Source organism: Modestobacter sp. DSM 44400 (assembly GCF_900107175.1).
Classification (GTDB): Bacteria; Actinomycetota; Actinomycetes; order Mycobacteriales; family Geodermatophilaceae; genus Modestobacter.
Map to the genome: position 1 here is coordinate 106750 of NZ_FNOZ01000009.1, position 25296 is coordinate 132045.

Consider the following 25296-nt stretch of genomic DNA (forward strand, 5'->3'; position numbering starts at 1 on the left):
CCATTTCTGCCCCCGGGGGCGGTTCAGCCGGCGGCCAGGCGGTGCAGCCGCAGGGCGAGCTGGACCTCCAGGGCCCGGTCCGGGGCCGACCAGTCCCGGCCCAGCAGCCGCCCCACCCGCTCCAGCCGTTGGGTGACGGTGTTGACGTGCACACCGAGGGCCTCAGCGGCCCGTGCGGGGCTGCCACCGCCGTCGAACCAGGCGCGCAGCGTGGCGGCCAGCTCGGTGCCGCGGCGGGCGTCGTAGTCCAGGACCGGCCCCAACTCCCCGGTGACGAAGCCGGCGACGTCGCGCCCCTCCCCCACCAACAGCCCGAAGAAGCCGAGCTCGTCGACCGCGGCCGCCTGCCCGGCGCGGCCCAGCGCGACCAGCGTGGTGGCGCACCGCTCCGCATCGGCGTGCGCACCGGCCAGCGCCTCGGGCCCAGCGGCCGGCCCGGCCGCGCCCACCGTGACCGGCCCGGCGCCGGCGCCGGTGAGGTCGCGCCGCACGGTGGCGGCGGCGTCTGCGGGCGGGACGTCGGGCAGGCAGAGCACCACGCGGCCGGCGTGCACGCCGGCCAGGCCGCCCCGGGTGGCGGCCAGGTGGGTGGCGGCCGCGCACGCGCGGGCCTGGGAGCGCTCCTCGACCCGGACGACGACGACCGCACAGCGCGCGTCGAGGTCGGCCCCGACCCGGCGGGCCCGCTCCCGCAGCCCCTCCGGGTCGCGTCCCGGGGAGGTGAACAGCTCGTCGAGCAGCTCGCCGCGGACCCGGTCCTCGGCCGCGGCGGCCGACCGGCGGAAGAGCAGCAGGAGCGCGGTCACCAGCGCGGCCCGTTCCAGGATCCGCTGGTCGGATTCCGAGAGCTCCGCCGCGCGCCGCAGCACCAGGCCCCCGAGCAGCTCGGAGTCCACGGTGACCGCGGCGGTCCACCACTCGCCGTCCCGGACCGTGCGTCCTGTGGTGGAGGCCAGCGCCAGCGTGCCCGCGGCGTCGGGCGACACCTGGGCACCGGTGCCCCGGTCACGCACCCCCCGGGCGTCGGAGTCGACGACGGTGACCGCACCGCCGAGCGCTTCGGTGACCGCCGCCGCGACGTCCTCGACCCCGCCGCCGTGCAGCACCAGGTCGATGAACCGGTCGTGCGCGCCGGCGGCCCGCTCGACCGACTCGGTGTGCGCGCGCAGCTCGCGGCTTGCGGTGGACAGCTCGTCCAGGGCGGTCCGGGTCTCCTCCAGCAGCCGGGCGTTGTCCAGCGCGATGGCCGCGTGCGCGGCCAGCGACCCCAGCAGGGCGACCTCGGAGCGCTCGAAGGACCGCACGCTGCGGTCGGCGGCGTAGAGGACGCCGATGACCTGGGACCCCCGCACCAGCGGCACCCCGAGGATCGCGACCAGCCCCTCGTCGTCCACCCCGCCGTTGATGTCGGTGGTGTGCCGGAACCGCGGGTCGGAGAAGTAGTCGTCGGTGGCGTAGGGCGACGCCGTCTGCGCGACCAGGCCGCCGAGGCCGGCGCCCATCGGCAGCCGCAGGGCCTGGAACCGTGCTGACACCGAGCCGTCGGTGACCCGCATGTACGTGTCGCGGCGGGCGTCGTCGTTGAGGGTCAGGTACGCGGTGTCGGTGCCGAGCAGCCGGCGAGCCCGTTGGACGATCGCGGTGAGCACCTGGTCGACCCCGTGCAGGGCGGCCAGGTCGTTGGCGGTGTCGAACAGGGCCGAGAGCTCGGACTCCCGTCGTCGGCGGGCGGCGAAGGCCTCGCGCACCTGCAGGGCGCGCAGCTTCACCTGCTCCAGCTCGGCCAGCTCGGCGGGCCCGGCGCCCGCGGCGCGTGCCTGGACGACGGGTCGCTCGAACTCGATGGCGGCGGCCTCTCCGAGTAGAAGCTCGAAGAACTCCCCCGCCACAGCCAGCTGACCGGAACCCGGGGCCGGCCCCCTGCAGGGGCCCGCCGCGAGCTGGCGAGTGGTGGGGGGCAGGGGGTCCTCCATCAGTGGGCGCTCCACCCGCCGTCCATGACCACGGAGGTGCCGGTGACCGAGGTGGCGGCGGGCGAGCAGAGCCAGGCGACGGCGTCGGCGACCTCGTCGGGCTCCAGCAGCCGCTTGACCGCCACCGGACCGAGCATGACCTCCCCGAGGACGTCCTCCTCCCTCATCCCGTGCGCCCTCGCCTGGTCGGCGATCTGTCCCTCGACCAGCGGCGTCCGCACGTAGGCGGGGTTGACGCAGTTCGAGGTCACCCCGTGCGGTGCCCCCTCCAGGGCGATCACCTTCGACAGACCCTCCAGGCCGTGCTTGGCGGTGACGTAGGCGGACTTGTACGGCGAGGCGCGCAGCCCGTGCACCGAGCTGATGTTCACCACCCGACCCCAGCCGCGCTCGTACATGTGCGGGAGCGCGCCCCGGACCAGCCGGAACGGCGCTTCCAGCATCAGCCGCAGGATCAGGGAGAACCGGTCCACCGGGAACTCGTGCAGCGGCGCCACGTGCTGCAGGCCGGCGTTGTTGACCAGCACGTCGACATCGAGGTCCAGGGCGTCGACCGCGTCGAGGTCGGACAGGTCGACGGTGACCGCCGTCCCGCCCACCTCGGCGGCGACGGCCTGTGCGCCGTCGGCGTCCCGGTCGACCACGACGACCGCCGCGCCGTCGGCGGCCAGCCGGACCGCGCAGGCCCGGCCGATGCCCGATGCCCCTCCGGTCACCATCGCCCGCCGGCCCGCCAGGGGTGTCGCTGTCATGCCCCGGACGGTAGACGGCGGATGCGACCCGCCCCACGTCGCCCGCGCACACAACGACTGAACTTGTCGTGGGGGGACGCCACACGGGCAGCGGGCGCTGCGACAGGGCGGTCGCACATGGTCTACGCCCCGGCCACCCGCGGCAGGACTTCCGTGCCCAGCAGCTCGATGCCCCGGAGCAGGCCGGCATGGGCCAGCCGCGGATTGGTCATCTGCAGCGAGATGCGGTCGACCCCGCCCAGCTGCCCGGCCACCCGGGCGATCTTGGCGGCCACGGTGTCGGGGTCGCCCAGAAAGAAGGCGCCGTCCGGCCCGGAGGTGGCGTCGAACTGCCGGCGGGTGGGCGGGGAGAAGCCCCGTTCCCGGGAAACCTTGGTGAACATCTCGTGCCAGCCCGGGTAGATGGCGTCCGCGGCGGCCTGGCTGCTCTCGGCGACGAAGCCGAACACGTGCAGCCCCACCTGCAGCGCCTCGGGCGGGTGCCCGGCCTGGGCACCGGCCCGGCGATAGAGGTCGACGAGCGGCCCGAACTGGCGCGGCTCGCCACCGATGATCGCCACCATGAGCGGCAGGCCGAGCAGCCCGGCACGGGCGAAGGACTCCGGTGTCCCGCCGACCCCCACCCAGATCGGCAGCGGGTCCTGCACCGGGCGCGGGTAGACGCCCTGCCCGGTGAGGGCCGGCCGGTGCCGACCGGACCAGGTCACCTGCTCCGAGTCCCGGATCCGCAGCAACAGGTCCAGCTTCTCGGTGAACAGGCTGTCGTAGTCGGCCAGGTCCAGGCCGAACAGCGGGAACGCCTCGGTGAACGAGCCCCGCCCGACGACCAGGTCGATCCGGCCCTTCGAGATCAGGTCCAGAGTGGCGAACTCCTGGAAGACCCGCACCGGATCGGCGGCGCTGAGCACGTTCACCGCGCTGCCGAGCCGGATGCGGAAGGTGCGGGCGGCCGCGGCGGCGAGGATGACCGCCGGCGCGGAGTCGTAGTACTCCGGGCGGTGGTGCTCGCCGATGCCGAAGGAGTACAGGCCCACCCGGTCGGCGAGCTCGATCTCCTCCAGCAGGTGCTGCATCCGTTCCTCGGCGCCGATGACGCGGCCCGAGGCGGGGTCGGTCACTGCCGAGACGAAGCTGTCGACGCCCACATGCATGGGCGCCAGTCAAGCAGGTGGGCGGCTGCGAGCATGGCGCCGTGCTCCTCGCCGACGTCCTCGGGACCTCCACCGCCGTCGCGGCCACCCGATCCCGGACGGCGAAGGCCGCGGCGATCGCGGAGCTGCTGAGTGGCGCGGCGCCCGGCGAGGTCGAGCCGGTCACCGCCTGGCTGGCCGGCGAGCCCCGTCAGGGGCGGCTGGGCCTGGGCCGGCGCACCCTGTCGACCGCGGCGCAGCCGCCGGCGCCGGCGCCGTTCCTGACCGTGGCCGAGGTCGACCGGGCCCTCACCGAGCTCGCCGCGACGACCGGCCCGGGCTCGGTGGCCCGGCGCGACGCGGTCCTCGGTGGCCTGCTGTCGGCCGCCACCGTCGATGAGCAGGGCTTCCTGGTGCGGCTCCTCACCGGCGAGCTGCGCCACGGGGCGCTCGAGGGCGTGGTGCTCGACGCGGTTGCCGGCGCCGCCGGCGTTTCCGCGACGAGCGTCCGCCGGGCCCTGATGCTCTCCGGCCGGCTGCCGGAGACCGCGGCAGCCGCGCTGGCCGGCGGGGTCGCCGCCCTCGACGCGGTGCACCTGGAGGTCGGCCGCCCGGTGCGGCCCATGCTCGCCAGCCCGGGCTCCTCGCTCGACGCCGCGCTCGCCGACCTCGGTCGCGACATCACCGTGGAGTACAAGCTCGACGGCGCCCGCATCCAGGTCCACCGGGACGGCGACGTCGTCCGGGTGTGGACCCGCACCCTGCGCGAGGTGACCGACGGCGTGCCCGAGCTGGTCGAGCGCATCCGGGCCCTGCCGTGCGAGACCGCCGTCCTCGACGGCGAGACCCTCGCCCTGGACGACGACGGCCGGCCGCGCGCGTTCCAGGACACGATGAGCCGCTTCGGTGCCGACGCCGCCGACGAGGGCGTGCTGCTGTCCCCGTTCCTGTTCGACCTGCTCCACCTGGACGGTCGCGACCTCCTCGACGAGCCGCTGTACGTCCGCCTCGATGCCCTGGCCGGCCTGCTGGCCGCCGACGAGCACGCCGCGCTGCGGATGCCCGGCGTCCGGCGGCCCGACGTCGAGCAGGCGGCGGCGGTGCTGGACGGTGCGCTCGCCGCCGGCCACGAGGGCGTCGTCGTCAAGGCCCTCGATGCGGCGTACGCCGCCGGCCGGCGCGGCCGGGCCTGGCAGAAGGTCAAGCCCGTGCACACCCTCGACCTGGTCGTGATCGGCGCGGAGTGGGGGTACGGTCGCCGGTCGGGGAAGCTGTCGAACATCCACCTGGGGGCCCGGGACCCCGACGGTGGCGAGCCGGTCATGGTGGGCAAGACGTTCAAGGGGATGACCGACGAGCTGCTGGACTGGCAGACGCGGACCTTCCCCGGGCACGCCCAGGAGCACGCCGACTGGGGGGTGCGGCTCCGACCGGAGCTCGTCGTCGAGATCGCCCTGGATGGCGCCCAGCGCAGCACCCGCTACCCGGGCGGGGTCGCGCTGCGGTTCGCCCGGGTGCTGCGGTACCGGCCGGACCGGACCGCGGCCGACGCCGACACGATCGAGGCGGTGCGCGCCCTGCTCGCCGGCTCCTGAGCCGAGTGGCCGGGCTCAGGTGGCGGTGACGCGCACCCGGGCCCAGGAGTTGTTGACGTAGCCCTTGGGATTCCAGAGGTCTTCCGGTTGCTGCGGTTGCAGCGCGCCGGTTGGGTCCCACGCCCGGGCGGTCAGTTCGGTGGTCCCCGGCGGCAGGTCGACGTCGATGCGCCAGTGTTGCCACGTCCATGGCCCGTCTGGCGCGTCGACCCGGGCCTGCACCCAGGTGACCCCCCGGTCGGCCGAGACGTCGACCCGCTCGACGGTGCGGTCCTCGCCGGCGTAGGCGTACCCGGTCACGGTGACCGGTCCGGCCGGCCGGGTCTGCCCGTCCCCGGGGGCGAGGATCTCGCAGTTGAGGGCCACCGGGCCCAGCGACGGCCCGGCGGCGGCGTCGGCCGTCCCCGGGTCCGCGGCGGGGGGCAGCAGCCGGTACGCGGTGGCCTGGAAGTGGCCGGGAAAGGATTCCGCGGACGCAGTGACGTGCTGCAGCCACTTCACGCTGCGCGCCCCGATCCAGCCGGGCACCACGAGCCGTACGGGCGCACCGTGCACGGGGGTCAGTGCCCGGCCGTTCATGGCCCAGGCCAGCAGCACCTCCGGCGAGGTCGCCTTGCCGACCGGCACCGAGGCGCCGTAGGCCTCGGGCGGGTCAGGGATGTGCGAGACGTCGGGAGCCTGGAAGCACACGTGCTGTGCCTCTTCCAGCAGACCCGCGGCGTCCAGCACGTCGCCCAGTGCGACCCCGGTCCAGGTGGCGGTGGATGTGGCCCCGCCCTGCCAGGGGTCCTCTCCGGGGATGTCCCGCACAGCGATCAGTCCCGCACGCCGGTTGCCGGCGCACTGCAGGGTCACCGGCAGCGTCCGCTCGACGAACCGGGCCTGCAGGTCGGCCAGTGACAGCTCCACCGGGTGCTCGACCAGGCCGTCCACCCGCAACCGCCACGACGTGGGGTCCAGATCGGGGACGGGGCCGTGGTTGCGGGAGTAGAACGTGTCGACCGCGGTGACGGGATGCCCGGCCAGGGCCGACACCGGGGGTTCGGCGTTGTAGGGGTCCTGCTCGTGCACCAGCATGTCCTCGCGCTTGTCCCACGAGCTCACGGTTCCTCCTGAGATGGTGCCGGGAATCAGCACCGGACGGTCATCAGATCGCCCGCCCAGTACACCGGGCCGTCGTACTCGCTGCGGATGAGTCGCTCCGCGGCCGCCTGCTCGTCCTCCAGCTCCGGCATCACGTGCGTGAGGAGCAGCGCCCGGGCCCCTGCCGCAGCCGCCGTCCGGCCGACCTCGCTGGGGGTGGCGTGCAGATCCCCGTGCGGGACGTCGCGCTCGGGCAGCGCCATGTCGTGCACCAGCAGGTCGGCCCCGCGGGCGAGCCCGGCCAGCGGCGGGTGATGACTTTGGACGTCGCCGCCGACCACGACGGCCCGGTCAGCGGCCTCGATCCGGTAGGCGACCGCAGGCATCATGCCGTGCGGCACCGCGACGGCCGAGACGGTGAACCCGGGACCAGCCAGGACCCTCGTGACAGAGGAGTCCTGGGGGTCACTGGGCACGTCGGTCGGTGCGAGCGCGAAGTCGGGGAACGTGTGCAGGTAGCTCAGGCACCCTGCGGTCCGAAGAGCAGGTCGCAGAACCGCGCGCAGCCCGGGTGCTGCTCCCGCCCCGCCGGGCCGGCGACCGCCAGCGGCCATTCCCGCTCGGCCATCGCCATGGCGAAGACCACCGGGGCCAGCCCGCCGCTGTGGTCGATGTGGGTGTGGGTGAGCAGGACCGCCTCCAGCGACGTGACGTCGACCCCGGCGCGGCCCAGCCGCTCGAAGGTCCCCCCGCCCGCGTCGACCAGCACCTTCGCCTGCCCGTCCAGCCGGACCACCAGGCCGGAGGAGGCGCGGTCCGGGTTGACGAACGGGCCACCGCTGCCGAGCACGGTCACCGACATCCCCCGGTCGGTCGGCGCCTCGATCCCCATCGCCCCGACCTGCCCTGTCCCCGTCCCGGTCAAACGGCCAGGGCGGCGTCCGGGTCGACACCCCGCGCGCGCAGGGCCGCTTCGATCGCCTCGCAGACGGTGCGGACCACCGCCACGCGCGCCCAGCGCTTGTCGTCGGCTGCAACGATGTGCCAGGGCGCCGCCGGTACGTCGGTGCGCTCGATCATCTCCTCGACGGCGGCCTCGTAGTCCGCCCGTCTCTCCCGGTTGCGCCAGTCCTCGTCGGTGAGCTTCCAGGCGCGGTACGGATCGGCCTGGCGGGACTCGAACCGGCGCAGCTGCTCCTGCGGTGACAGGTGCATCCAGAACTTGACCAGGACCGTCCCCTCCGCGGCGAGGGTGGCCTCGAGGTCGGCGATCTCGCCGTACGCCCGCTGCCAGGCCTCCTCCGGAGCGAAGCCCTCCACCCGCTCGACCAGCACCCGGCCGTACCAGGTGCGGTCCAGCACGGCCATGCCGCCCCAGCCGGGCAGCACCGGCCAGAACCGCCACAGGAAGTGGTGCCGCTTCTCGTCGAAGGTGGGGGCGGCGAACTGCGCTACCCGCACGTGCCGGGGGTCGAGGTGGTCGACGAGCCGCTTGATCGCACCGCCCTTGCCCGAGGCGTCCCAGCCCTCGAACAGCACGCACAGCGGCGGCCCGATCGTTCCCGGCCCGAGCTGGCCGCCGAGCAGCAGGCGCAGGCCGACCAGCCGCTCCTGGGCGGCGGCGAGCTGCGCCTTGGCCTCGGGCTTCTTCAGCCGCAGGGTCAGGTCCACGTCGTCCAGCCGGCTCATGGCTGCACCCTGCCAGGAATGGGGAGCACCCGCGGCCCGGTGTGCGGGCAGCACAGGCCTGGGTCAGGCTGGCCCGGACAGCGACGGCAGGGGGCTCACATGGCACGGGTGGCGGTCACCGGCAGCAGCGGCAAGCTCGGGAGGGCGGTGGTGCCCCACCTGGTCGAGCACGGCTGGGACGTCGTGGCCCTGGACCGGGTCGCCGGCCTGCGGGACGACGTCGTCTCCTCCACGGTCGACCTCACCGACTTCGGGCAGGCCGTCGAGGCGCTGAGCGGCATCGACGACCGTCACGACGGCGTCGACGCCCTGGTGCACCTGGCCGCAGTCCCGGCGCCCGGCCTGCTGCCCAACGCGGCGACCTTCGCCAACAACATGACCACCTCGTACAACGTCCACAGCGCCGCGCTGCGGGCCGGCGTCCGGAAGATCGTCTGGGCTTCCAGCGAGACCGTGCTGGGGCTGCCCTTCGACGAGCCGCCGCCCTACGTGCCGGTCGACGAGGAGTACGCGCCGCGGCCCACGACGACGTACTCGCTGGTCAAGACCCTCGAGGAGGAGCTGGCCCGACAGCTGTGCCGGTGGCATCCGGACCTGTCGATGACCGGGCTCCGGTTCAGCAACGTCATGTACCCCGAGGACTACGCCGCCTTTCCGTCCTTCGACGCCGACCCCTCGCTGCGCCGGTGGAACCTGTGGGGCTACATGGACGCCCGCGACGGCGCGCAGGCGGTCCGGCGTGCCCTCGAGCACGACGTCCCGGGGGCGGACGTCTTCATCGTCGCCAACGCCGACACGGTGATGTCCCGGCCGAACGAGGAGCTGCTGGCGGCGGAATTCGCCGGCGTCCCGCTCGCGCGCCCGATCGGGTCACACGAGACGCTGCTGTCGATCGACAAGGCGCGCCGGGTGCTCGGCTACGAACCGACGCACTCCTGGCGGGACGAGACCGGCTCGTAGGGTTCGGCTCGCGGCCCGCGGTCATGCCTCCGTCGGCTCACCGCCCCGTCCGGCCACCCTGAGCCCGTACTGGGCGATCTTGCGGTAGAGCGTCGCCCGGGACAGTCCGAGCTCGGTGGCCGCTTGCAACACCGTGGTGCCCGGGTGGGTCAGGCAGCGCAGGATCTCGTCCCGCTCGAGCTGTTCCAACCGCGTCAGCGACCGCGAGCCGGAGCTCAGCACCGCCGGCCGAAGGTGGCCCACGTCGGTGCGCGCGACGGCCTCCCGGACGACGGAGCGCAGCTCGCGGACGTTCTCCGGCCAGGCGTACCCCGCCAGGGCCCGGACGGCGCGGGGCGTGAACTGCACGTCGCGGTGCCGCAGCTCCCGGGCGAAGGAGCGGGCCAGCGGCTCGACGTCCTCGGGGCGGTGCCGCAGCGCCGGGACCTCGACGACGGCGTCCACCACCGCCGCGAGCGGTTCGGGCACCGCCGCGAACGACGGCGCGGTCAGCACCGCCGGGCGGACCACCCCCGGCTGCGCCGCCGAGAGCACCGCGGCCAGGTCGTCGGCGGCCCAGGCCGGGAGGGCGTCGGCGCCGGAGACGACCACGCAGGTGTCCCGGGCGCTCAGCTCCGGGGCCCACAGGGCCAGCCAGGAGTCCACGTCGACAGCGGCCGGTGGCCGGGCGACGAGCACCCGCTCACGCCGGCGGCCGCCGTGCCGGGCCAGCGTGGCCACCGCCGCCTTGCCCGCCCCCGGCTCCCCCACCACGGCGAGCAACCGGCCGGCCGTGACCGCCTGCCGGGCCGCCGCCACGGCGTCCCGCCAGGCCCGGGAGGGACACGGGTCGGCACCGGGCAGCCGGTCGGCGAAGACGTGGAACACCTCGCCGCGGGGCATCGGCCGCACCGGGTGACCACCGGCCCGCACGTGCATCAGGGCGCTGGTGTTGCCGGCGGCGGACTGGGCCAGGGCCAGCAGCAGGTCCGAGGAGGCGTCGGACCAGGTGGTCATGTTGATGCTGCCCACCAGGCTCCCGGTGCGCGAGTCGAGGACCGGGACGGCTGCGCAGGTGTACCGGCGCAGCGGTGCCACGAAGTGCTCTCCGGCGCGGACCAGCGAGGGCACCCGGTCGGCCAGGGCGAGCGCGAGCCCGTTGGTGCCGGCGGTCCGCTCGCCGAAGTAGAAGCCCGGGGCGAGGTGCACCCGGTCCAGCGAGCGGTTGATGTCCGAGTCGCCGGACCAGCGGGCCAGCACGAGGCCCTCCGCGTCGGTGATCATGAGCCCGACGGGCTCGTTCACCAGGGTTCCGTGCAGGTGTTCCAGCACCTCGGCGCCGCACTCGTAGAACAGCGAGTCCGTGGGGACCGCGTCGGTGAAGACCGCCTCGACCGCTTCCGGGGACACCCCGTAACGCTGGCTGCGCACCCAGGACGCCTGCACCCGCGGCCGGGCAACGCCGCCATGGCGGCCGGTTCCAGCCAGTTGAGCAGGGCCGTCGGGCACGGGGACCTCCGAACGCCTCGTTGCGTCCTGCCGACTGTAGGTGTCTCAAAATGAGACAGCACACCCCGTCCACCGGCGCCGCGTGGGCCTAGCGTGACGATTGTGTGATCCAGCTCGCACCCGACGAGCCGGCCGGTCGAGGAGGAACCGTGTACAGCAAGGACGGCGAGAACTACTTCATCGTGGACGCCCACGTCGCACTCTGGGACGCCCGCCCGGAGAACCAGCTCAACGTGCACGGCAAGCAGTTCATCGACTGCTTCTACGACTACCACCGCAACCTCAGCCCGGAGTCCGAAGTCTGGCCCTACGAGGAGTACCTCTACCAGGGCGGCGAGCGGCTGATGAAGGACCTGTTCACCGACGGCTACGTCGACCACGCGATCTTCCAGCCCGCCCGCCTCGCCGAGTTCTACGCGAAGGGCTTCGGGCAGACCGAGGAGGCGTTCGCGCTCAGCCAGGCGAACCCGGACAAGCTGACCTACAACCACTGGTTCGACCCCCGGGACGGCGAGCGCGGGCTGGACCAGCTGCGTGCCGACGCCGAGCGCTTCGGCCTCACGGGCGTGAAGCTCTACACCGCCGACTGGCACGGCGACTCCCGCGGCTGGAAGCTCAACGACCCGACGGCCTACCGGTACTTCGAGGTCTGCCGGGAGCTGGGCATCCGGAACATCCACGTGCACAAGGGCCCGACCATCCGCCCGCTGGACCGGGACGCCTTCGACGTCGCCGACGTCGACCACGTGGCCACCGACTTCACCGACCTGAACTTCATCGTCGAGCATTGCGGGCTGCCCCGGCTCGAGGACTTCTGCTGGATCGCCACCCAGGAGCCCAACGTCTACGCCGGTCTGGCGGTGGCGATCCCGTTCATCCACACCCGGCCGCGCTACTTCGCCCAGATCATGGGTGAGCTTCTGTACTGGCTCGGTGAGGACCGGATCTTCTTCTCCAGCGACTACGCGCTGTGGACGCCGAAGTGGCTCATCGAGAGCTTCGTGGACTTCCAGATCCCCGAGGACATGAGCGAGTACGGCCCGCTCACCACGGCGCAGAAGAAGAAGGTGCTCGGGCTCAACGCCGCCAAGATGTACGACATCCCGGTGCCGGCCGAGCTGCAGCTGCCCGACGCCGACGAGACCGCGACCGGGCCACGGCAGCCCGAGAGCGCCGACCTGGCGATGGCCTGATGACGGCGGTCCTGACGGCGGTGACCGAGGACGACGTCCGCACCGCGCTGGGTTCCGTCGTCGACCCGGAGCTGGACGAGCCGATCACCGACCTGGGCTTCGTCCGCTCGGTCGCCGTCGACGGCGGGACGGTGGAGGTGCACCTCCGGTTGCCGACGTCGTTCTGCGCGCCGAACTTCGCCTGGCTGATGGTCTCCGACGCCCGGGACGCCGTCGCGGGCGTGCCCGGGGTCGGACGGGTGGTGCTCGAGCTGGACGACCACTCCGACTCCGACCTGATCAACGCGGGGCTGGCCGCTGACGCCGGCTACCGGGGCACGTTCGGGCACGAGGCCGAGGAGAGCCTGGACGAGCTCCGGGCGACCTTCCAGCGCAAGGCCCACACCGCGGCGATGGAGCGGGCGCTCACCGCACTGCTGCGCGCCGAACCGGTCCGGACCGAGGCCGACCTGGGCGAGGTCACGCTGGCCGACCTCCCCGCCGGGCCCACCACCGAAGCGCTGCTCCGCCGGCGGGCCACCCTCGGCCTGCCGGTGGACGGGAGGGCGCCGGTCCTGGTCGACGCCGCCGGCCGGCGGCCCGACCGGGCCGAGGTGCCGCTGGCGGTGCGTAAGGCCCGGTCGGTCCGCATCTCGATCGACGGCAACGCGCACTTCTGCCGCGGGCTGCTCGCCACCCGCTACCCCGGCGCGGAGGACGACCAGTTCCCTCGCGCCGACGACCGTCCCCTCCTCCCCGTCCTGGTCCAGGAAGTGAGCTCATGAAGGCCGTCCGAGTCACCGGTTACCACCAGCAGCTGCAGATGGACGACGTCCCGGTCCCCGAGGCGACCGGTCCGCACGACGTCGTCGTGAAGATCGGTGGCGCCGGGGTGTGCCGCACCGACCTGCACATCCTCGAGGGGCAGTGGGCGGAGAAGTCGCAGGTCGCGCTGCCCTACACGATCGGCCACGAGAACGCCGGGTGGGTGCACGAGGTCGGCTCGGCGGTGACCAACGTGGCGGTCGGTGACAAGGTGATCCTGCACCCGCTGGTCACCTGCGGGCTCTGCCGCGCCTGCCGGGCCGGGGACGACGTGCACTGCGAGAACTCGCAGTTTCCCGGCATCGACAGCGACGGCGGGTACGCCGAGTACCTCAAGACCTCAGCGCGCAGCTGCGTGAAGATCGACGACTCCCTGGAGCCCGCCGACGTCGCTGCGCTGGCCGACGCCGGCCTCACCGCTTACCACGCGGCGGCGAAGGCAGCCAGGCGGCTGCGCGCCGGGGACCGGTGCGTGATCATCGGCGCCGGCGGCCTGGGACACATCGGAATCCAGGTGATGGACGCCATCTCGCCTGCCGAGCTGATCGTCGTCGACCGCAACCCCGACGCGGTGAAGCTGGCGCTGTCGATCGGCGCCAGCCACGGGATCGTGGCCGACGGCAGCCAGGTCCAGCAGGTGCTCGACCTGACTGGTGGACACGGCGCCGAGGTCGTCATCGACTTCGTCGGCGAGGGCGGTTCGACGAAGGAGGGGCTCGCGATGACCCGGCGGGCGGGCGACTACCTGGTCGTCGGCTACGGGGAGAACGTCGACGTACCGACCATCGACCTGGTCTCCGCCGAGATCAACATCATCGGCAACCTCGTCGGCAGCTACAACGACCTGGTCGAGCTGATGGCCCTGGCTGCGCAGCACAAGGTCCGGCTGCACACCGCGAAGTACGCGCTGGACGACTTCCAGTCCGCGATCGACGACCTGGACGCCGGCCGGGTCCGCGGCCGGGCGATCCTGGTGCCCTGAGGGGGAGGTGCGGGCCCGCTACGGGGCCCGCACCTCCCCGTACAGCCGGGCCAGGTCGGGGAGCTGGTGATGGGCGTTCAGGCCGCTGGGGTTCGGCACCACCCAGGTCACCGCACCGCCCACGTGTTCCGGCTGCGGCCCCAGCACGGCCCGGGGACGCTCGAAGGCCAGCCGCCAGGCGGTGATGCCCAGGACAGCGAGCACCCGCGGCCGGTACCGGGCGACGAGGTCGGCGAGCGCCGCGGCGCCCTCCCGCAGCTCGGCCGGTTCCAGTTCGGCCGCCGTCCGGGTCGGCCGGGCCACCAGGTTGGTCACTCCCAGGCCGTAGCGCGGGAGCTCGCCGTCCTCCTCGGGGCTCAGCCGGCGCGGGGTGAGGCCGGCCGCGTGCAGGGCCGGCCAGAACCGGTTGCCCGGCCGGGCGAAGTGGTGCCCGCGGCTGGCCGACAGCAGCGAGGGGTTGATGCCGCAGAACAGCACGTCGAGATCCGGGACGACGACGTCCGGCAGCGGCTTGTCCGGCACGTTCGGGTCAGCGGCTCTGCAGCGCGTCCAGGGCCACGGCCATGGAGGCGGCGACGCGGAAGTCGAGCCGCGGGTCGGGGACGCTGACGGTGTAGCGGTCCTTGATGGTCTTCTGCCGCTCGCTGACCAACACCGTCACGCCTTGGGTGTCGACGAAGTCGAAGTGGAAGACGAAGGGCACCCAGACGTCGCCCACGTAGGGGAGAACGCCCCACATCCGCCGGAGGATCGCGATCCCTAGCCGGCGCTCCTGGCCGACGGCTTCGATGCCCGGAGCCGACAGGTTCCAGGTCGAGCGCAGCAGGCTGGCCCCGAACTGCTTGCTGAACATGCCGAGCGGGTTGCCGTGCTCGTCGAAGACGTCATGCTCGGCCGAGACGTCGAGTCGCTGCCGGGCCTTGAAGGAGAACACCGGGCGGGTCTTAGACTCGTCGGCGTAGAAGACCACCTCCTCCTTGAGCTTCATCCGCTTCTGCTCGGCCAGCGCCAGCAGGTGCCCCTCGCTGCCGTCGGGGTTGGCGGCCAGCACCTCGTACCGGTTGACCATCAGCGTGATCCGCTGCTTGACGAAGAACGCCGGCACGACCATGGCGGCCGGTGGCTGGTGCCCGGGAGGGACGGTCATGGCGGAGCTCCTGTACGGGTCGGTCGCGGCGGAACGCCCATCCTGGCCCATCGGGGCCGATGCTGACCGCATGCCGCAACACCGCTGGCCCGCCCAGCTACCGCCGGACGAGCTGGGCGCCGTCGTCCACGGGCCGGTCGTGCTCGCCCGCTCCCCCGGCATCGCCGCCGGAGTGCGCTGCGTCTTGGCGCACCCCGGCGGTCTGCGGCTGCCGCTGGTCCTGCGCGCTCGGGATGTGCAGGCCGAGGCCGCGGCCCGCGCCACCTTCCTGCGCAACCGGGGAGACCACGAGGCGTGGTCCGGTCCGCTGCTCACCGTCGAGCTGGACGGGTTGTCGGGGGTCGCCGACCCACTGGGGCAGCGGTCCTCCGGCGGCGACGACGATTTCTCCCTCGACGCGGACTGCTGGCTCGGCGGGCTGCCGCCCGACGGCCGCGTTCGGCTGGCCGCGGGCGGTTCTGGCCGAAGCGAGCATCGTGCTCACCCTCGACGATCTGGACGACCTCGCCGACCGGGTCCTGTCGCTGCCCTGACCGGACGCCCGTTCCTCAGCCGCCGGCAGCCAGCTCGGCCACGACCGCCGCCGTGAAGCCGCTGGTCGTCGTCGAGCCGCCAAGGTCCGGCGTCGTGATGCCGCGGACCACGGTGGACCGGACCGCAGCGTGTACCCGGTACCCGGCGTCCCGCAGGACGGCGTCACCGCGCCGGTCGCCGAGCCACTCCAGGAGCATCGCGGTGGACAGCATCATGGCGATCGGGTTGGCCACGTCCCGGCCGGCGATGTCGGGCGCGGACCCGTGGGCCGCCTGCGCCATCGCCCGGTCGTCCGAGGTGTTCAGGGACGGCGCGGTGCCGAGCGAGCCGGCGAGCTCACCGGCCAGGTCGGAGAGCACGTCGCCGAACATGTTCTCGGTGACGACGACGTCGAAGTCCGCGCCCCGGCGCACCAGGTGCACCGTCGCCGCGTCGATGTGCAGGTCGTCCACCGCCACGTCCGGGTAGTCGCGGCCGACCTCCCGGCACACGTCCCGGAACAAGCCCATGGTCAGCCGGAGCACGTTGGCCTTGTGCACGACGGTCACCCGCCGGCGCCGCCGCCGGGCCAGTTCGAAGGCCGTGACGGCGATCCGCCGGACCGCGGTCCGGGTGAACACGCCCAGCGCGATCGCCACGTCCGGCGAGGGCATGAACTCCCCGGTGCCGGCGACGGTGTTCCGGTCGGCGTAGAAGCCCTCGGTGTTCTCCCGAACGACCACCAGGTCCATGCCGGGCACGACGGCACGGGCGCCCGAGAAGGCGACGGCGGGCCGAATGTTGGCGTAGAGGCCGAAATGCCGGCGGACCGTGCCGCTGGGGTTCAGCTGCGACCGGAAGGGCTCGGGATAGGCGGCGCTGTCGTGCGGCCCGAGCACCCACCCGTCCAGGGCCGCCAGGGCGTCCAGCGTCGCGGCCGGGGTCGGCGTCCCGTTCTCGTCGATTGCGGAGGCCCCGATCGGCAGGGGATGCCACTCGAGCGGGGCTGCTCCGGCGGCCGCGACCGCCGCATCGGCGACGGCCACCGCTGCCGGGACGATCTCCGGCCCGATGCCGTCGCCGATGAGCACCCCCAGGCGGGGGCCGATCGGGCCGCCGTCCGTGCGGTCGTTACCGGTCATGGCCCGAGGTTATAACCTGTTCGTCGAGCGCGGGGGCAGCGGTAGTTGGGCCGGCCTTTTCGGATTCACCCGTCATAAGGAGGGCAGGATGGCGGCGGCATCGCCACCAGCCGGGGAGTTCCCACGGAAGAGCGACCTGGCCTACGCCCGCCTCCGCGACCTGATCCTCTCCGGCGTGCTACAGCCCGGCAGCGCGCTGAACCAGGCGACCCTCGCCCGGACCATCGGGATCAGCACCACTCCCCTCCGGGAAGCACTGCGGCGCCTGAAGGAGCAGGGGCTGGTCGAGCTGGACGCCCACCGGGACGCCCGCGTCGCGCCGCTGGACGCCGCGGAGGCCCGCGACCTGCTGGAGCTGCGCCGCAGTCTCGACCCGCTGTCCGCCGGGCTCGCCGCCGAACGGCGGACCGCGTCGGACATCGCCGAGATCCGGCGGGCCCTGGAGGGCCTCGCATCCCTGCCCAGCGATCCCTCCCCTGCCCAACTGGACACACACCGCCGCTTCCACGCAGCCGTCTACCGGGCCTCGCACAACGACCTGCTCGTCGAGACCCTCGACGGCCTCTGGGACAAGAGCGACCGCTACCGGCGGCACGCCCTCGAGGTGGAGCGGACGGAGGAGGAGCGACAGCGCAGAGCCGAGGAGCACCGCCTCCTGGTCGAGGCGGTCGTGGACCGGGACAGCGAGGGTGCAGCCGCGCTCATGCACCGCCACGTCGAGTCCAGCCTGGGCGCACGGGCGGCCTGGCGGCTCGCCGGTGGGGCTGGCACACCGTGAGCGAGCCGCGCGGCCGACGGCTGCTCGGGCTGCTCCTGCTCCACTCCGCGCTGACCCAGGTGGTCACCTTCGTGCTGCGCCCGGCCGCGACCTACCGGGCCATCGAGCTCGACGTGCCGCCGGCCTGGCTCGGCGCGCTGACCGCCTGCTTCGCGGTGGTGCCGCTGTTCCTCGCCGTCCCCGCCGGCCAGGCCACCGACCGCCTCGGCGAGCGGCGGGTGCTGCTGGCCGGCTCGCTGCTCATGCTCGCGGCCGGTGTCGTGTTCGTCTTTGCCGGCGCCGGTGCTCCGGGCCTGGTCGCCGGCATCGCCGTCCTCGGGACGGCGCACCTGTTCTGCGTCGTGGCCCAGCAGGCGGCCGTGGCGAACGCGGCGGGGCCGGGCACCTTCGACACCGCCTTCGGCCGCTACACGTTCGCCGCCTCGCTCGGGCAGGCCATCGGGCCGGGGCTGATCATCCTGGCCGGCGGCGGGCAGGCCATCCCGGACACCGCGACCCTGTTCCTGGTCGCCACGGCGCTCGGTGGCGTCCTCGTCGTGTGCGCCGCCCCGATCCGCATCCCGCGCCGGGAGCGACCGACCGGGTCCGCCGCAGCCGGCGGCCTCGCGTCCCTGCTGCGGCTGCCGGGACTGCTGCGGGCGCTGGTCATCAGTTGCGTCGTCCTGGCGGCGGTCGACATCACGCTGGTCTACCTGCCTGCCCTGGGCGCCGAACGCGAGCTGGCCGCGGGCTTCATCGGCCTCCTGCTCACCCTGCGCGCCCTCGCCTCCATGACCTCGCGGCTGCTGCTCGGCCGGCTCGCCCGGTGGCTGGGCCGGCGGCGGCTGATGATCATCAGCGTCACGATGTCCGCGGTCGCCATGGCCGCGGTGGGGCTGCCCCTGCCGCCGTGGGCGACCGCCGTCCTCGTGGTCCTGCTCGGGCTCGGCCTCGGCGTCGGCCAGCCGCTGACGATGTCGTGGCTGGCGGAGACCGCACCCGCCGGGCTGCGCGGCCGGGCGATGTCGCTGCGGCTCACCGGCAACCGGCTCGGTCAGGTCGTCATCCCCAGCGCGGTCGGGGCGGTCGCGGTCGGCATCGGTGCGGCCGGGGTGCTCGGCACGACCGCCGTCGCCCTCGCCGTGGTCGCGGCCGCCGCACGCAAGCTGCAGACCGACGGCTCCCGCACCCCCGAGATCCCCGCACCGTCCACCCCGTCCGAGGAGCCAGCACGATGACTACAGCCACCGCCGACCTGATCGACGAGCACGGGGACACCCTGGGCTCCTGTGACCTGCAGTTGCGCCAGTACGGCGGCGTGCGGGCCTTCGCCGGCCCGGTGTCGACCGTGCGGTGCCACCAGGACAACGCCCTGGTGAAGTCCGTGCTGTCCGGTCCGGGCGACGGCCGGGTGCTGGTCGTCGACGGGGGCGGGTCGGTGCACACCGCCCTCCTGGGCGACCTGATCGCCCAGCTCGCCGTCGACAACGGCTGGGCGGGGGTCGTTCTTCACGGGGCCGTGCGGGACACCGCGACGCTGGCCGGGATGCCCCTGGGGATCAAGGCGGTGGGGTCCAATCCCCGGAAGAGCACGAAGACCGGCGCCGGCGAACGGGACGTGCCCGTGTCCTTCGGTGGGACCACGTTTCGGCCCGGCGACCGACTGTGGTCCGACGACGACGGCGTGGTGGTCCTCCCGGCCTGACGTGCATGGCTGCAACTGGACCGATCTCTGGTGGCCGCCCGGCCGCCGGGCCATCGATTGCACACTGCGATGACCGCGAGGTGCCTGGTCAGCGGCTTGCCTGAGGCAAGATTCGAACGCATGTCGACTGCAGTGACCTCTCCGGTCCAGGGGGCTGTTGTGCCGTCGGTGGGGTGGGCGTCCGGGCCGTTGGGTCGGGTGCAGGCCGCGGATCGGGCGATCGCCGTGCAGACGGCGGTCCGGGTGCGGGCGGTGGCGGAGTTCGCCGGGTCGCGGCCGGCGTCGGTGGACCGGCAGCCCGGTGAGCGGGGGTGTGCGTCGGCTGCGACCCGGGCGGCCCGGCCGGCGGTGCTGGGGCCGGTGAGCGAGTGGGCGGCGCAGGAGCTGATGGTCGCGTTGTCGATCACCCGGTCGGCGGCGGGAAAGTTGCTGGTCCAGTCGCTGACGCTGGTGGAGGTGCTGCCGGCGACGTTGGCGGCGTTCGAGGCGGGTGTGATCCACCCCGGGCACCTGTTTCCGTTCCTCGAGCGGGTCGCTGCGATCAGCGACCCTGGGGTGCGGGCTGAGGTCGAGGCCGAGCTGTTGCGGTGGTCGGCGGGGCGGGTGACCACGCCGGCGCAGGTGGCGGACAAGGCCCGGCGGCTGGTGCTGGCCCGCGATCCGCGCGGTGCGGCGCAGCGGCTGGTGCGGGCGATCCTACCGGCCGTCGGAGATGCTCGACCGGTTCGTCCGCGCCCGCGACCAACGCTGCCGGTTCCCCGGCTGCCGCATGCCCGTGCGCACCGGCGAACTCGACCACGACCGGCCCTACCCGCTCGGCCCCACCGCCGCCGGGAACCTCACCGGCTACTGCACCCACCACCACCGCGGCAAACACCAAGCCCCCGACTGGACCCACACCCTCCAGACCGACGGCACCCTCACCATCACCACCCCCACCGACCTCACCGCCCGCACCACACCGCCACGCCTCGACAGCCGACCCGACCTCCCCCATGAGGACCCGGCCCCGTTCTGACGGGCGCCAGCCGTCAGTGCGCCGGGGTGGCGCCGCGGTCGCTGTCCGACAGGTGCTCGAACGTCTCACCGGTGGCGGTGATCGTCCGGGTGACGTCGCGGCCGCCGTACACCCAGTAGATGGTCATCGCGCCGTCGCCGCGGTTGACGAAGCAGTGCGGGATGCCCGCCGGGACCCAGGTGGCCTGTCCGGCGATCAGGTCGAACCGCTCGTCCCCGACCGTCGCGGTCGCCTCACCCTCGAATACCAGCACCGTCTCTTCGACGTTGTGCGAGTGCAGCGGGATCCCCGTACCCGGTGAGAGGACGGTCATCCCGGTGGTGACCGCGTTCCCCTCGGCGTTCCACTTGCCGACGAACAGGATGGTGACGCCACCGTTGCCCCGGTCGAACCGCTCGATCTCCGCCGGACGCAGCACCTTCGACGGAGGTAGGGGCTGGCCGGCGCTCACGCGCGCTTCTCGGCCGAGTGGGTGAACAGCACAGAGCCGGCTGTGCTGACCCGGCTGTCCGGGACGAGGATGGCGGCCGCCGCGGTGCTCCAGTCGGCGAAGTGCGGGGACGCCCGATGGGCGGCGAAGGCGTCCTCGTCGGCGTAGAGCTCGTAGAAGACGAAGCGGTCCGGGTCGGAGTCCACCGCGCACACGTCGAACCGCAGGCACCCAGGCTCGTCGCGCACCGACGCCTCGGCGTTGGCGGCGATCGCGGCGAGGAACTCCTTCCGTCGCTCGGGGACGACCTGGACCTGGACGAGCAGGCTGAACACGAGGTGCCTCCCTCGACGGCGGGATGTATGCCAATCTGTATACAGGATGCCCGTCGATCAAGAGAGCCCGCCATGACCACCGGACGGATCGCCCCCGAGGCCCTGCGCGCGTTCGGCACGGCCGCGCTCACCGCCGAAGGCGTCCCCCCGGACGACGCCACTCTCGTGGCGGACAGCCTCGTCCAGGCCGACCTCTGGGGCCACCAGTCGCACGGTCTCCTGCGACTCTCCTGGTACGTCGCCCGCCTGCGCACCGGTGCGATGAACGCCCGCACGGACCCGGCCGTCCTCTCCGACACCGGTCCCCTCGTCCTGCTGGACGGCCGGCACGGCATCGGGCAGGTGCTGGCCGAGCGCGCCCGCGTGCTGGCGGTGGACCGGGCCCGCACGCACGGTGTCGGAGTCGTCGGCGTCCGCAACTCCAACCACTTCGGCACGGCCATGTACTTCACCCGCCGGGCCGCCCGGGACGGCTTCGTCTCCGTCCTGACCACCAATGCCAGTCCGGCGATGGCTCCCTGGGGCGGCCGGGAGAGGGTGCTCGGCACCAACCCCTGGTCGATCGCGGCACCGGGCCCGGACGGCCGGGTCGTCGCGGTCGACATCGCCAACACCGCGGTCGCCCGGGGCAAGGTCCACCTGGCGAAGAACCGCGGCGAGCCCATCCCCGACACCTGGGCGCTCAGCCCCGACGGCGCGCCGACCACCGACCCGGCGGAGGGCGTGCTCAGCGTGATCCTGCCGATGGCCGGCCACAAGGGCTACGCGATCACCTTTCTGATGGACGTGCTGTCCGGCGCGCTGACCGGTAGCAGCGTCGGTAGCAGCGTCGGTAGCAGCGTCGGTAGCAGCGTGCACGGACCCTACGAGCCGGCGCAGCCCAGCGGCTGCGGTCACCTCCTCCTCGCCCTCGATCCTGCGGCGTTCGGCGACCCGACCGGGTACCGGGCCCGCGTGCAGCAGCTCATCGACGAGGTCAAGGGCGTGCCCCTGGCGCAGGGCTTCGACGAGGTGTTCTACCCCGGTGAGGTGGAGGACCGCTCGGAGGCGGCAAACGTCACCGCTGGAGGAATCGAGCTGGCCGAGCAGTCGCTGGCAGACCTGAGACGCCTGTCCGCGGAGATGGGCGTCCCCTTCCCGGCCGGGACGGCGGCGTGACCACGGCTCGGCCGGCCGTCGAGGCGAGCAAGACCGACCACGTCCACCGTCAGCTCAAGGCGCAGATCGAGTCCGGCGAGCTCACCCCCGGTACCCCGCTGTCGGAACTCTCCCTGGTCGGCCGCACCGGCGCCTCCAGGACGCCGGTCCGCGAGGCGCTCCGGCGGCTGGCGGCGGAGGGGCTGGTCGACCTGGTCCCCCGGCAGGGCGCCCGGGTCTCGCGGATCTCCCCGCAGGGCGTGCGCGACCTCTTCGACTTGCGCGCCCTGCTCGAGTCCGAGGCGATGCGCCAGGCGGCCGACGCGGCGCAGACCGATCCCCGAGTGCGGTCGACGCTCACGCACCTGCGCGCCGGGTTCGCCCGGCTCCAGCAGGAGGCGCCCTCGGCCACCCGATCCGCGGCCTTCTACGAGCTCGCTTACCGGTTCGACGCGACGGTCGTCGACGCGACCAGGAACGAGCACCTGCGCCGCACCATCGCCGACCTGCGCCCGCACACCGCCCGGCTGCGCCGGCTCTCCCACGCCGACCCCGAGCGCATCGAGACCTCCGTGGTCGAGCACCTGCGGATGTGCGACGCCGTCCTCACCGGCGACCGCGCCGAGGCGGCGTCAGCGTGCGCCGACCACCTGGCGCAAAGCGTCCGGACCATCTTCGCGACCGTGCTGGACGGCCCCGGCGACCGGTCGATGGACCTGCAACCCGGGGCTGATCAGTAGGAGGCCTTCACCGCCAGCACCGGGCAGTTGGCGTCCAGCAGGATGCGCTGCGCCTGGCTGCCGGTGAGCAGCTTCCCGGTCGGCGTCCGCCGCCGCATGCCGATGACGATGACGCTGGCGTGCACCCGGTCGGCGACCGCGACGACCTCCTCGGCGCCTTCCCGACCCCGCACCTGCTGCTCGACCCCGTAGACGAGCCCGGTGGCGTCCAGCTTCTCGCGAACAGCCACCAGTGCCTCCGACGAGGCGAAATGGCCGTCGACGAACGCGTCGCCCCGGGAGGAGTTGACGACGTGCAGCGGTTCGCCGGTGCGCCGCGCCTCGGCGATGGCAGCGGTCAGTGCCGCCTCCCCCTCGGGGGTGGGCACATAACCCACGACGATGGTCATGCCGCAAGCCTGCTGCACCGCGCGCAGGTCGTCAGCATCGCGTGCCTAAGGATCGTTTCGGTCGTTGCGTTGCCGTCCGCGCAGGGTGAACCGGCGCTCCGGCCGCCCGGCCGTGCCGTACCGCTGCCGGACGTCGGCCTCCTGCTGGCTGACCAGCTGTTCCAGGTACCGCCGGGCGCTCACCCGGGCCAGGCCGGTCCGGGTGCTGCACTCGCTGGCCGACAACCCCACCACCCCGGCGTCGGCGAGGGCCTGCCAGACCAGTTCCAGCGTCTCCGGGGCGATGCCCTTCGGCGTGGTGACCACGGCCGTGCCGCCGCGGCGGGACAGCGTGAACAGGCGGTCGACGTCGGTCTGCGCGGCTTCGGCGAGGCCGCCCAGGTCACTGCGCAGGGCCGCGTAGTCGAGCAGGCGGTTCTCGAACGTCTGCCGGTCGAACGGCTTCACGAGGTAGTGCAGGACGCCGCCGTGCAGTGCACTGCGGATGCTGTCGACGTCCCGCGCGGCGCTGATCACGATGACGTCGGTCGGCGGCCCGCTCGCCCGCAGCTGCCGCAGGACGTCCAGCCCGGTCATGTCCGGGAGGTAGACGTCCAGCAGCACCAGATGGGGACGGCGCCGGCCGATCTCGGCCAGCGCCGCCGCCCCGGTGGCGGCCGTGCCCACGACCTCGAAACCCTCGAGCCCGGCGACGAAGCCGGCGTGGACCTTGGCAACCATGAAGTCGTCGTCGACGATGAGGACGCCGATCACGACCGCACCAGCGCTTCGGTGACCGGCAGCGTCGCCGTGAACCTCGACCCGCCGCGCGAGGTCACCGTGACGTCCCCACCGCGCCGGGTGCACACCAGGTGCACCAGGGACAGCCCGATCCCCCGCTGACCGGCGGGCGCCTCCTTCGTGGACACCCCGCGGCGGAAGACCTCCCGCTCCATCCCGGGGGGCACGCCCACGCCCGAGTCGCGCACGACCACCTCGACCTCTCCGTCGACGAGGCCCAACCCCGCCTCGACCCAGCGTTCGGCCGCGGTCGCGGCCGCGTCCATGGCGTTGTCGACCAGGTTGCCGGCGACGGTGGTGACGTCGGTGCTCAGCTCGTCGTCGAGCACCGGGAGAAACGACTCCGGCGCGATGCGCAGCTCCACCCCCAGCTCCGCAGCCTGGCTGGCCTTGGCGATCAGCAGGGCGGCGATCGAGGGGTCCCGGACGGCATCGGTCACCGCCGCGCTGAACTCCGACCGGCTGGAGCTGATCCGGTGCACGAACCGCACGGCCTCGTCCGCCTCCCCGAGCTCGATCAGCCCCGCGATGGTGTGCAGCCGGTTGCTGAACTCGTGTGCCTGGGCGCGCAGCGTGTCGGTGACGTGCCGGGTGAGGTCGAGCTCGCGGCGCAGCTCGAGCAGCTCGGTCCGGTCGCGCAGCGTGGTCACCGAACCGATGGCCCGGCCGCGGTTGGAGATCGACACCCGGTTCACGACGAGCACCCGGCCGGCGGCCGCGACGGCCCGGTCCCGCTCCACGTCGCCGCTGAGCAGGGCGTCCCGGACGTCCGCGCCGACCCCGAGGTCGTCCAGCGAGCGACCCAGGGCGTCGCCGGGGATGTGCAGCAATCGGACCGCCTCGTCGTTGACCAGGGTCACCCGGCCGCGCAGGTCCAGCCCCACCACGCCCTCCCGGATGCCGTGCAGCATCGCGTCCCGGTGCTCGACCAGTCCGGTGATCTCCGCCGGCTCCAGGCCGAGGGTCTGGCGCTTGACCCGGCGGGCCACCAGCAACGACCCCAGGATGCCGATCGCGCTGGCCAGTCCGAGGTAGGTCAGCAGGTTCGGCATCGCACTGGCCAGCCCCTCCACCAGCGACGGGTACTCCCGCGTCACCGCCACGAAGCCCAGCAGGCGGCCCTGCCCGCGGTCGCCGATGATCGGGACCATCGCCACGGCGGCCCGCCCGTCGCCGGTGGGCCGGTCGCCGGTCCAGGCCCGGCCCTCCAGAACCGTGCTGTTCCCCAGCCGCAGCCGGGTGCCCAGTTCGGCCGGGTCCGCGGAGGCGAGCACCGTCCGGTCGGCATGGGCGACCACCACCGAGGCCGAACCGGAGACGCTGCGGGTGCTCTCCGCCGCCACCCGGACGTAGGCCACCTCGCCGTCCGCCATCGCCTCCCGGACGGCGCGGGTGTTGGCCAGGGTCTCGGCCACCGCCAGTGCGCGCCGGCCCTCCGTCTCCTCCCCGCTGCGTCGACTGGGCGACCGAGACCGCGCCCACGCCCACCAGGACGACGCAGATGATCACCACCTGCAGCGCCAGCAACTGCCCCGCGAGGGAGAGGCGCCGGGT

At 73.5% G+C, this 25296-nt stretch carries 28 protein-coding genes; 11 read left to right on the forward strand and 17 right to left on the reverse strand.

The window, feature by feature from the left end; all coding sequences use genetic code 11:
- Positions 1-23: 23 nt before the first annotated feature.
- The 3 genes from BLW04_RS08485 to BLW04_RS08495 all read right to left on the reverse strand — a co-directional run bounded on the left by BLW04_RS08485 (position 24) and on the right by BLW04_RS08495 (position 3876).
- Positions 24-1988, reverse strand: a complete 1965-nt coding sequence (locus BLW04_RS08485) for a helix-turn-helix domain-containing protein (protein WP_254781185.1) — start codon at positions 1986-1988, stop codon at positions 24-26.
- Positions 1973-2725 carry a 3-hydroxybutyrate dehydrogenase gene (locus BLW04_RS08490; protein ID WP_091538575.1) on the reverse strand — a complete coding sequence of 251 codons (753 nt, stop codon included), beginning with the start codon at positions 2723-2725 and terminating at the stop codon, positions 1973-1975. Before BLW04_RS08490 ends, BLW04_RS08485 begins: the two co-directional genes overlap by 16 nt.
- A gap of 122 nt (positions 2726-2847) precedes the next feature.
- Positions 2848-3876: an Atu2307/SP_0267 family LLM class monooxygenase gene (locus BLW04_RS08495; protein WP_091538578.1), complete on the reverse strand. Its 1029-nt coding sequence runs from the start codon at positions 3874-3876 to the stop codon at positions 2848-2850.
- Between the two features lie 41 nt (positions 3877-3917).
- Here BLW04_RS08495 and BLW04_RS08500 point away from each other — a divergent pair, with 41 nt between their 5' ends.
- A complete protein-coding gene (locus tag BLW04_RS08500; RefSeq protein WP_091538725.1) occupies positions 3918-5450 on the forward strand; it encodes an ATP-dependent DNA ligase in 1533 nt (510 codons plus the stop codon).
- Between the two features lie 15 nt (positions 5451-5465).
- On the opposite strand, the gene BLW04_RS08505 is transcribed toward BLW04_RS08500, so the two are convergent.
- The 4 genes from BLW04_RS08505 to BLW04_RS08520 are packed head-to-tail and all read right to left on the reverse strand — an operon-like array spanning position 5466 to position 8222.
- Positions 5466-6554, reverse strand: coding sequence for a sulfite oxidase (locus BLW04_RS08505; RefSeq protein WP_217630922.1), 1089 nt, complete (start codon positions 6552-6554; stop codon positions 5466-5468).
- 26 nt (positions 6555-6580) lie between these two features.
- On the reverse strand, positions 6581-7147 hold the full coding sequence (locus BLW04_RS08510; protein ID WP_091538582.1) for an MBL fold metallo-hydrolase: 567 nt from the start codon (positions 7145-7147) through the stop codon (positions 6581-6583).
- On the reverse strand, positions 7054-7425 hold the full coding sequence (locus BLW04_RS08515) for an MBL fold metallo-hydrolase (protein ID WP_091538584.1): 372 nt from the start codon (positions 7423-7425) through the stop codon (positions 7054-7056). Before BLW04_RS08515 ends, BLW04_RS08510 begins: the two co-directional genes overlap by 94 nt.
- 29 nt (positions 7426-7454) lie before the next feature.
- On the reverse strand, positions 7455-8222 hold the full coding sequence (locus tag BLW04_RS08520) for a polyphosphate kinase 2 family protein (RefSeq protein ID WP_091538587.1): 768 nt from the start codon (positions 8220-8222) through the stop codon (positions 7455-7457).
- 99 nt (positions 8223-8321) lie between these two features.
- On the opposite strand from BLW04_RS08520, the gene BLW04_RS08525 reads away from it, so the two are divergent.
- A complete protein-coding gene (locus tag BLW04_RS08525) occupies positions 8322-9182 on the forward strand; it encodes an NAD-dependent epimerase/dehydratase family protein (RefSeq protein ID WP_091538590.1) in 861 nt (286 codons plus the stop codon).
- A 21-nt stretch (positions 9183-9203) separates the two neighbouring features.
- On the opposite strand, the gene BLW04_RS08530 is transcribed toward BLW04_RS08525, so the two are convergent.
- A complete protein-coding gene (locus BLW04_RS08530; RefSeq protein ID WP_254781186.1) occupies positions 9204-10592 on the reverse strand; it encodes an AAA-type ATPase lid domain-containing protein in 1389 nt (462 codons plus the stop codon).
- Positions 10593-10819: 227 nt separating this feature from the next.
- On the opposite strand from BLW04_RS08530, the gene BLW04_RS08535 reads away from it, so the two are divergent.
- From BLW04_RS08535 to BLW04_RS08545, 3 genes are read left to right on the forward strand one after another with little or no spacing between them, the layout of a single operon-like run.
- A complete protein-coding gene (locus tag BLW04_RS08535; RefSeq protein ID WP_091538593.1) occupies positions 10820-11863 on the forward strand; it encodes an amidohydrolase family protein in 1044 nt (347 codons plus the stop codon).
- Positions 11863-12627 carry a metal-sulfur cluster assembly factor gene (locus BLW04_RS08540; RefSeq protein WP_091538596.1) on the forward strand — a complete coding sequence of 255 codons (765 nt, stop codon included), beginning with the start codon at positions 11863-11865 and terminating at the stop codon, positions 12625-12627. Before BLW04_RS08535 ends, BLW04_RS08540 begins: the two co-directional genes overlap by 1 nt.
- Positions 12624-13649 (forward strand): NAD(P)-dependent alcohol dehydrogenase, encoded by a 1026-nt coding sequence (locus BLW04_RS08545; protein ID WP_091538599.1) that lies wholly within the window; start codon positions 12624-12626, stop codon positions 13647-13649. The genes BLW04_RS08540 and BLW04_RS08545 overlap by 4 nt, the downstream gene beginning before the upstream one ends.
- A gap of 18 nt (positions 13650-13667) precedes the next feature.
- On the opposite strand, the gene mug is transcribed toward BLW04_RS08545, so the two are convergent.
- The 4 genes from mug to BLW04_RS08565 form a co-directional block, all read right to left on the reverse strand.
- On the reverse strand, positions 13668-14171 hold the full coding sequence (gene mug / locus BLW04_RS08550) for a G/U mismatch-specific DNA glycosylase (protein ID WP_091538604.1): 504 nt from the start codon (positions 14169-14171) through the stop codon (positions 13668-13670).
- Positions 14172-14178: 7 nt separating this feature from the next.
- The gene (locus BLW04_RS08555; RefSeq protein ID WP_091538607.1) at positions 14179-14796 is read right to left on the reverse strand and encodes an LURP-one-related family protein; all 618 of its coding nucleotides are present in this window, start codon (positions 14794-14796) and stop codon (positions 14179-14181) included.
- A 97-nt stretch (positions 14797-14893) separates the two neighbouring features.
- Complete coding sequence (locus BLW04_RS25815; protein ID WP_139306778.1) at positions 14894-15271, reverse strand: hypothetical protein; 378 nt, start codon at positions 15269-15271, stop codon at positions 14894-14896.
- 73 nt (positions 15272-15344) lie between these two features.
- Positions 15345-16451 carry an isocitrate/isopropylmalate dehydrogenase family protein gene (locus BLW04_RS08565; RefSeq protein ID WP_091538613.1) on the reverse strand — a complete coding sequence of 369 codons (1107 nt, stop codon included), beginning with the start codon at positions 16449-16451 and terminating at the stop codon, positions 15345-15347.
- Between the two features lie 88 nt (positions 16452-16539).
- Here BLW04_RS08565 and BLW04_RS08570 point away from each other — a divergent pair, with 88 nt between their 5' ends.
- The 4 genes from BLW04_RS08570 to BLW04_RS26605 all read left to right on the forward strand — a co-directional run bounded on the left by BLW04_RS08570 (position 16540) and on the right by BLW04_RS26605 (position 19931).
- The gene (locus BLW04_RS08570) at positions 16540-17229 is read left to right on the forward strand and encodes a GntR family transcriptional regulator (protein WP_091538617.1); all 690 of its coding nucleotides are present in this window, start codon (positions 16540-16542) and stop codon (positions 17227-17229) included.
- Positions 17226-18446 carry an MFS transporter gene (locus BLW04_RS08575; protein WP_091538620.1) on the forward strand — a complete coding sequence of 407 codons (1221 nt, stop codon included), beginning with the start codon at positions 17226-17228 and terminating at the stop codon, positions 18444-18446. Before BLW04_RS08570 ends, BLW04_RS08575 begins: the two co-directional genes overlap by 4 nt.
- On the forward strand, positions 18443-18913 hold the full coding sequence (rraA, locus tag BLW04_RS08580; protein ID WP_091538624.1) for a ribonuclease E activity regulator RraA: 471 nt from the start codon (positions 18443-18445) through the stop codon (positions 18911-18913). Before BLW04_RS08575 ends, rraA begins: the two co-directional genes overlap by 4 nt.
- 712 nt (positions 18914-19625) lie before the next feature.
- Positions 19626-19931 (forward strand): HNH endonuclease signature motif containing protein, encoded by a 306-nt coding sequence (locus BLW04_RS26605; protein WP_175483962.1) that lies wholly within the window; start codon positions 19626-19628, stop codon positions 19929-19931.
- A 13-nt stretch (positions 19932-19944) separates the two neighbouring features.
- Here the strand turns inward: BLW04_RS26605 and BLW04_RS08590 are convergent, their stop codons facing one another.
- Positions 19945-20382, reverse strand: a complete 438-nt coding sequence (locus tag BLW04_RS08590; RefSeq protein WP_091538627.1) for a cupin domain-containing protein — start codon at positions 20380-20382, stop codon at positions 19945-19947.
- The gene (locus BLW04_RS08595) at positions 20379-20696 is read right to left on the reverse strand and encodes a putative quinol monooxygenase (RefSeq protein ID WP_091538631.1); all 318 of its coding nucleotides are present in this window, start codon (positions 20694-20696) and stop codon (positions 20379-20381) included. The genes BLW04_RS08590 and BLW04_RS08595 overlap by 4 nt, the downstream gene beginning before the upstream one ends.
- 72 nt (positions 20697-20768) lie before the next feature.
- Between BLW04_RS08595 and BLW04_RS08600 the strand changes: the two genes are divergently transcribed.
- Together BLW04_RS08600 and BLW04_RS08605 are read left to right on the forward strand one after the other, a co-directional pair.
- Positions 20769-21854, forward strand: a complete 1086-nt coding sequence (locus BLW04_RS08600; RefSeq protein ID WP_091538635.1) for an Ldh family oxidoreductase — start codon at positions 20769-20771, stop codon at positions 21852-21854.
- A complete protein-coding gene (locus tag BLW04_RS08605) occupies positions 21851-22573 on the forward strand; it encodes a GntR family transcriptional regulator (RefSeq protein ID WP_091538638.1) in 723 nt (240 codons plus the stop codon). The genes BLW04_RS08600 and BLW04_RS08605 overlap by 4 nt, the downstream gene beginning before the upstream one ends.
- Here BLW04_RS08605 and BLW04_RS08610 read toward each other — a convergent pair.
- From BLW04_RS08610 to BLW04_RS08620, 3 genes are read right to left on the reverse strand one after another with little or no spacing between them, the layout of a single operon-like run.
- The gene (locus tag BLW04_RS08610) at positions 22567-22962 is read right to left on the reverse strand and encodes a universal stress protein (RefSeq protein WP_091538643.1); all 396 of its coding nucleotides are present in this window, start codon (positions 22960-22962) and stop codon (positions 22567-22569) included. The genes BLW04_RS08605 and BLW04_RS08610 overlap by 7 nt on opposite strands.
- A 45-nt stretch (positions 22963-23007) precedes the next feature.
- Positions 23008-23715 (reverse strand): response regulator, encoded by a 708-nt coding sequence (locus BLW04_RS08615; protein WP_091538647.1) that lies wholly within the window; start codon positions 23713-23715, stop codon positions 23008-23010.
- Entirely contained in the window at positions 23712-25157 is a 1446-nt protein-coding gene (locus BLW04_RS08620; RefSeq protein ID WP_254781187.1) for a sensor histidine kinase, read from the reverse strand. The genes BLW04_RS08615 and BLW04_RS08620 overlap by 4 nt, the downstream gene beginning before the upstream one ends.
- Positions 25158-25296: the final 139 nt, after the last annotated feature.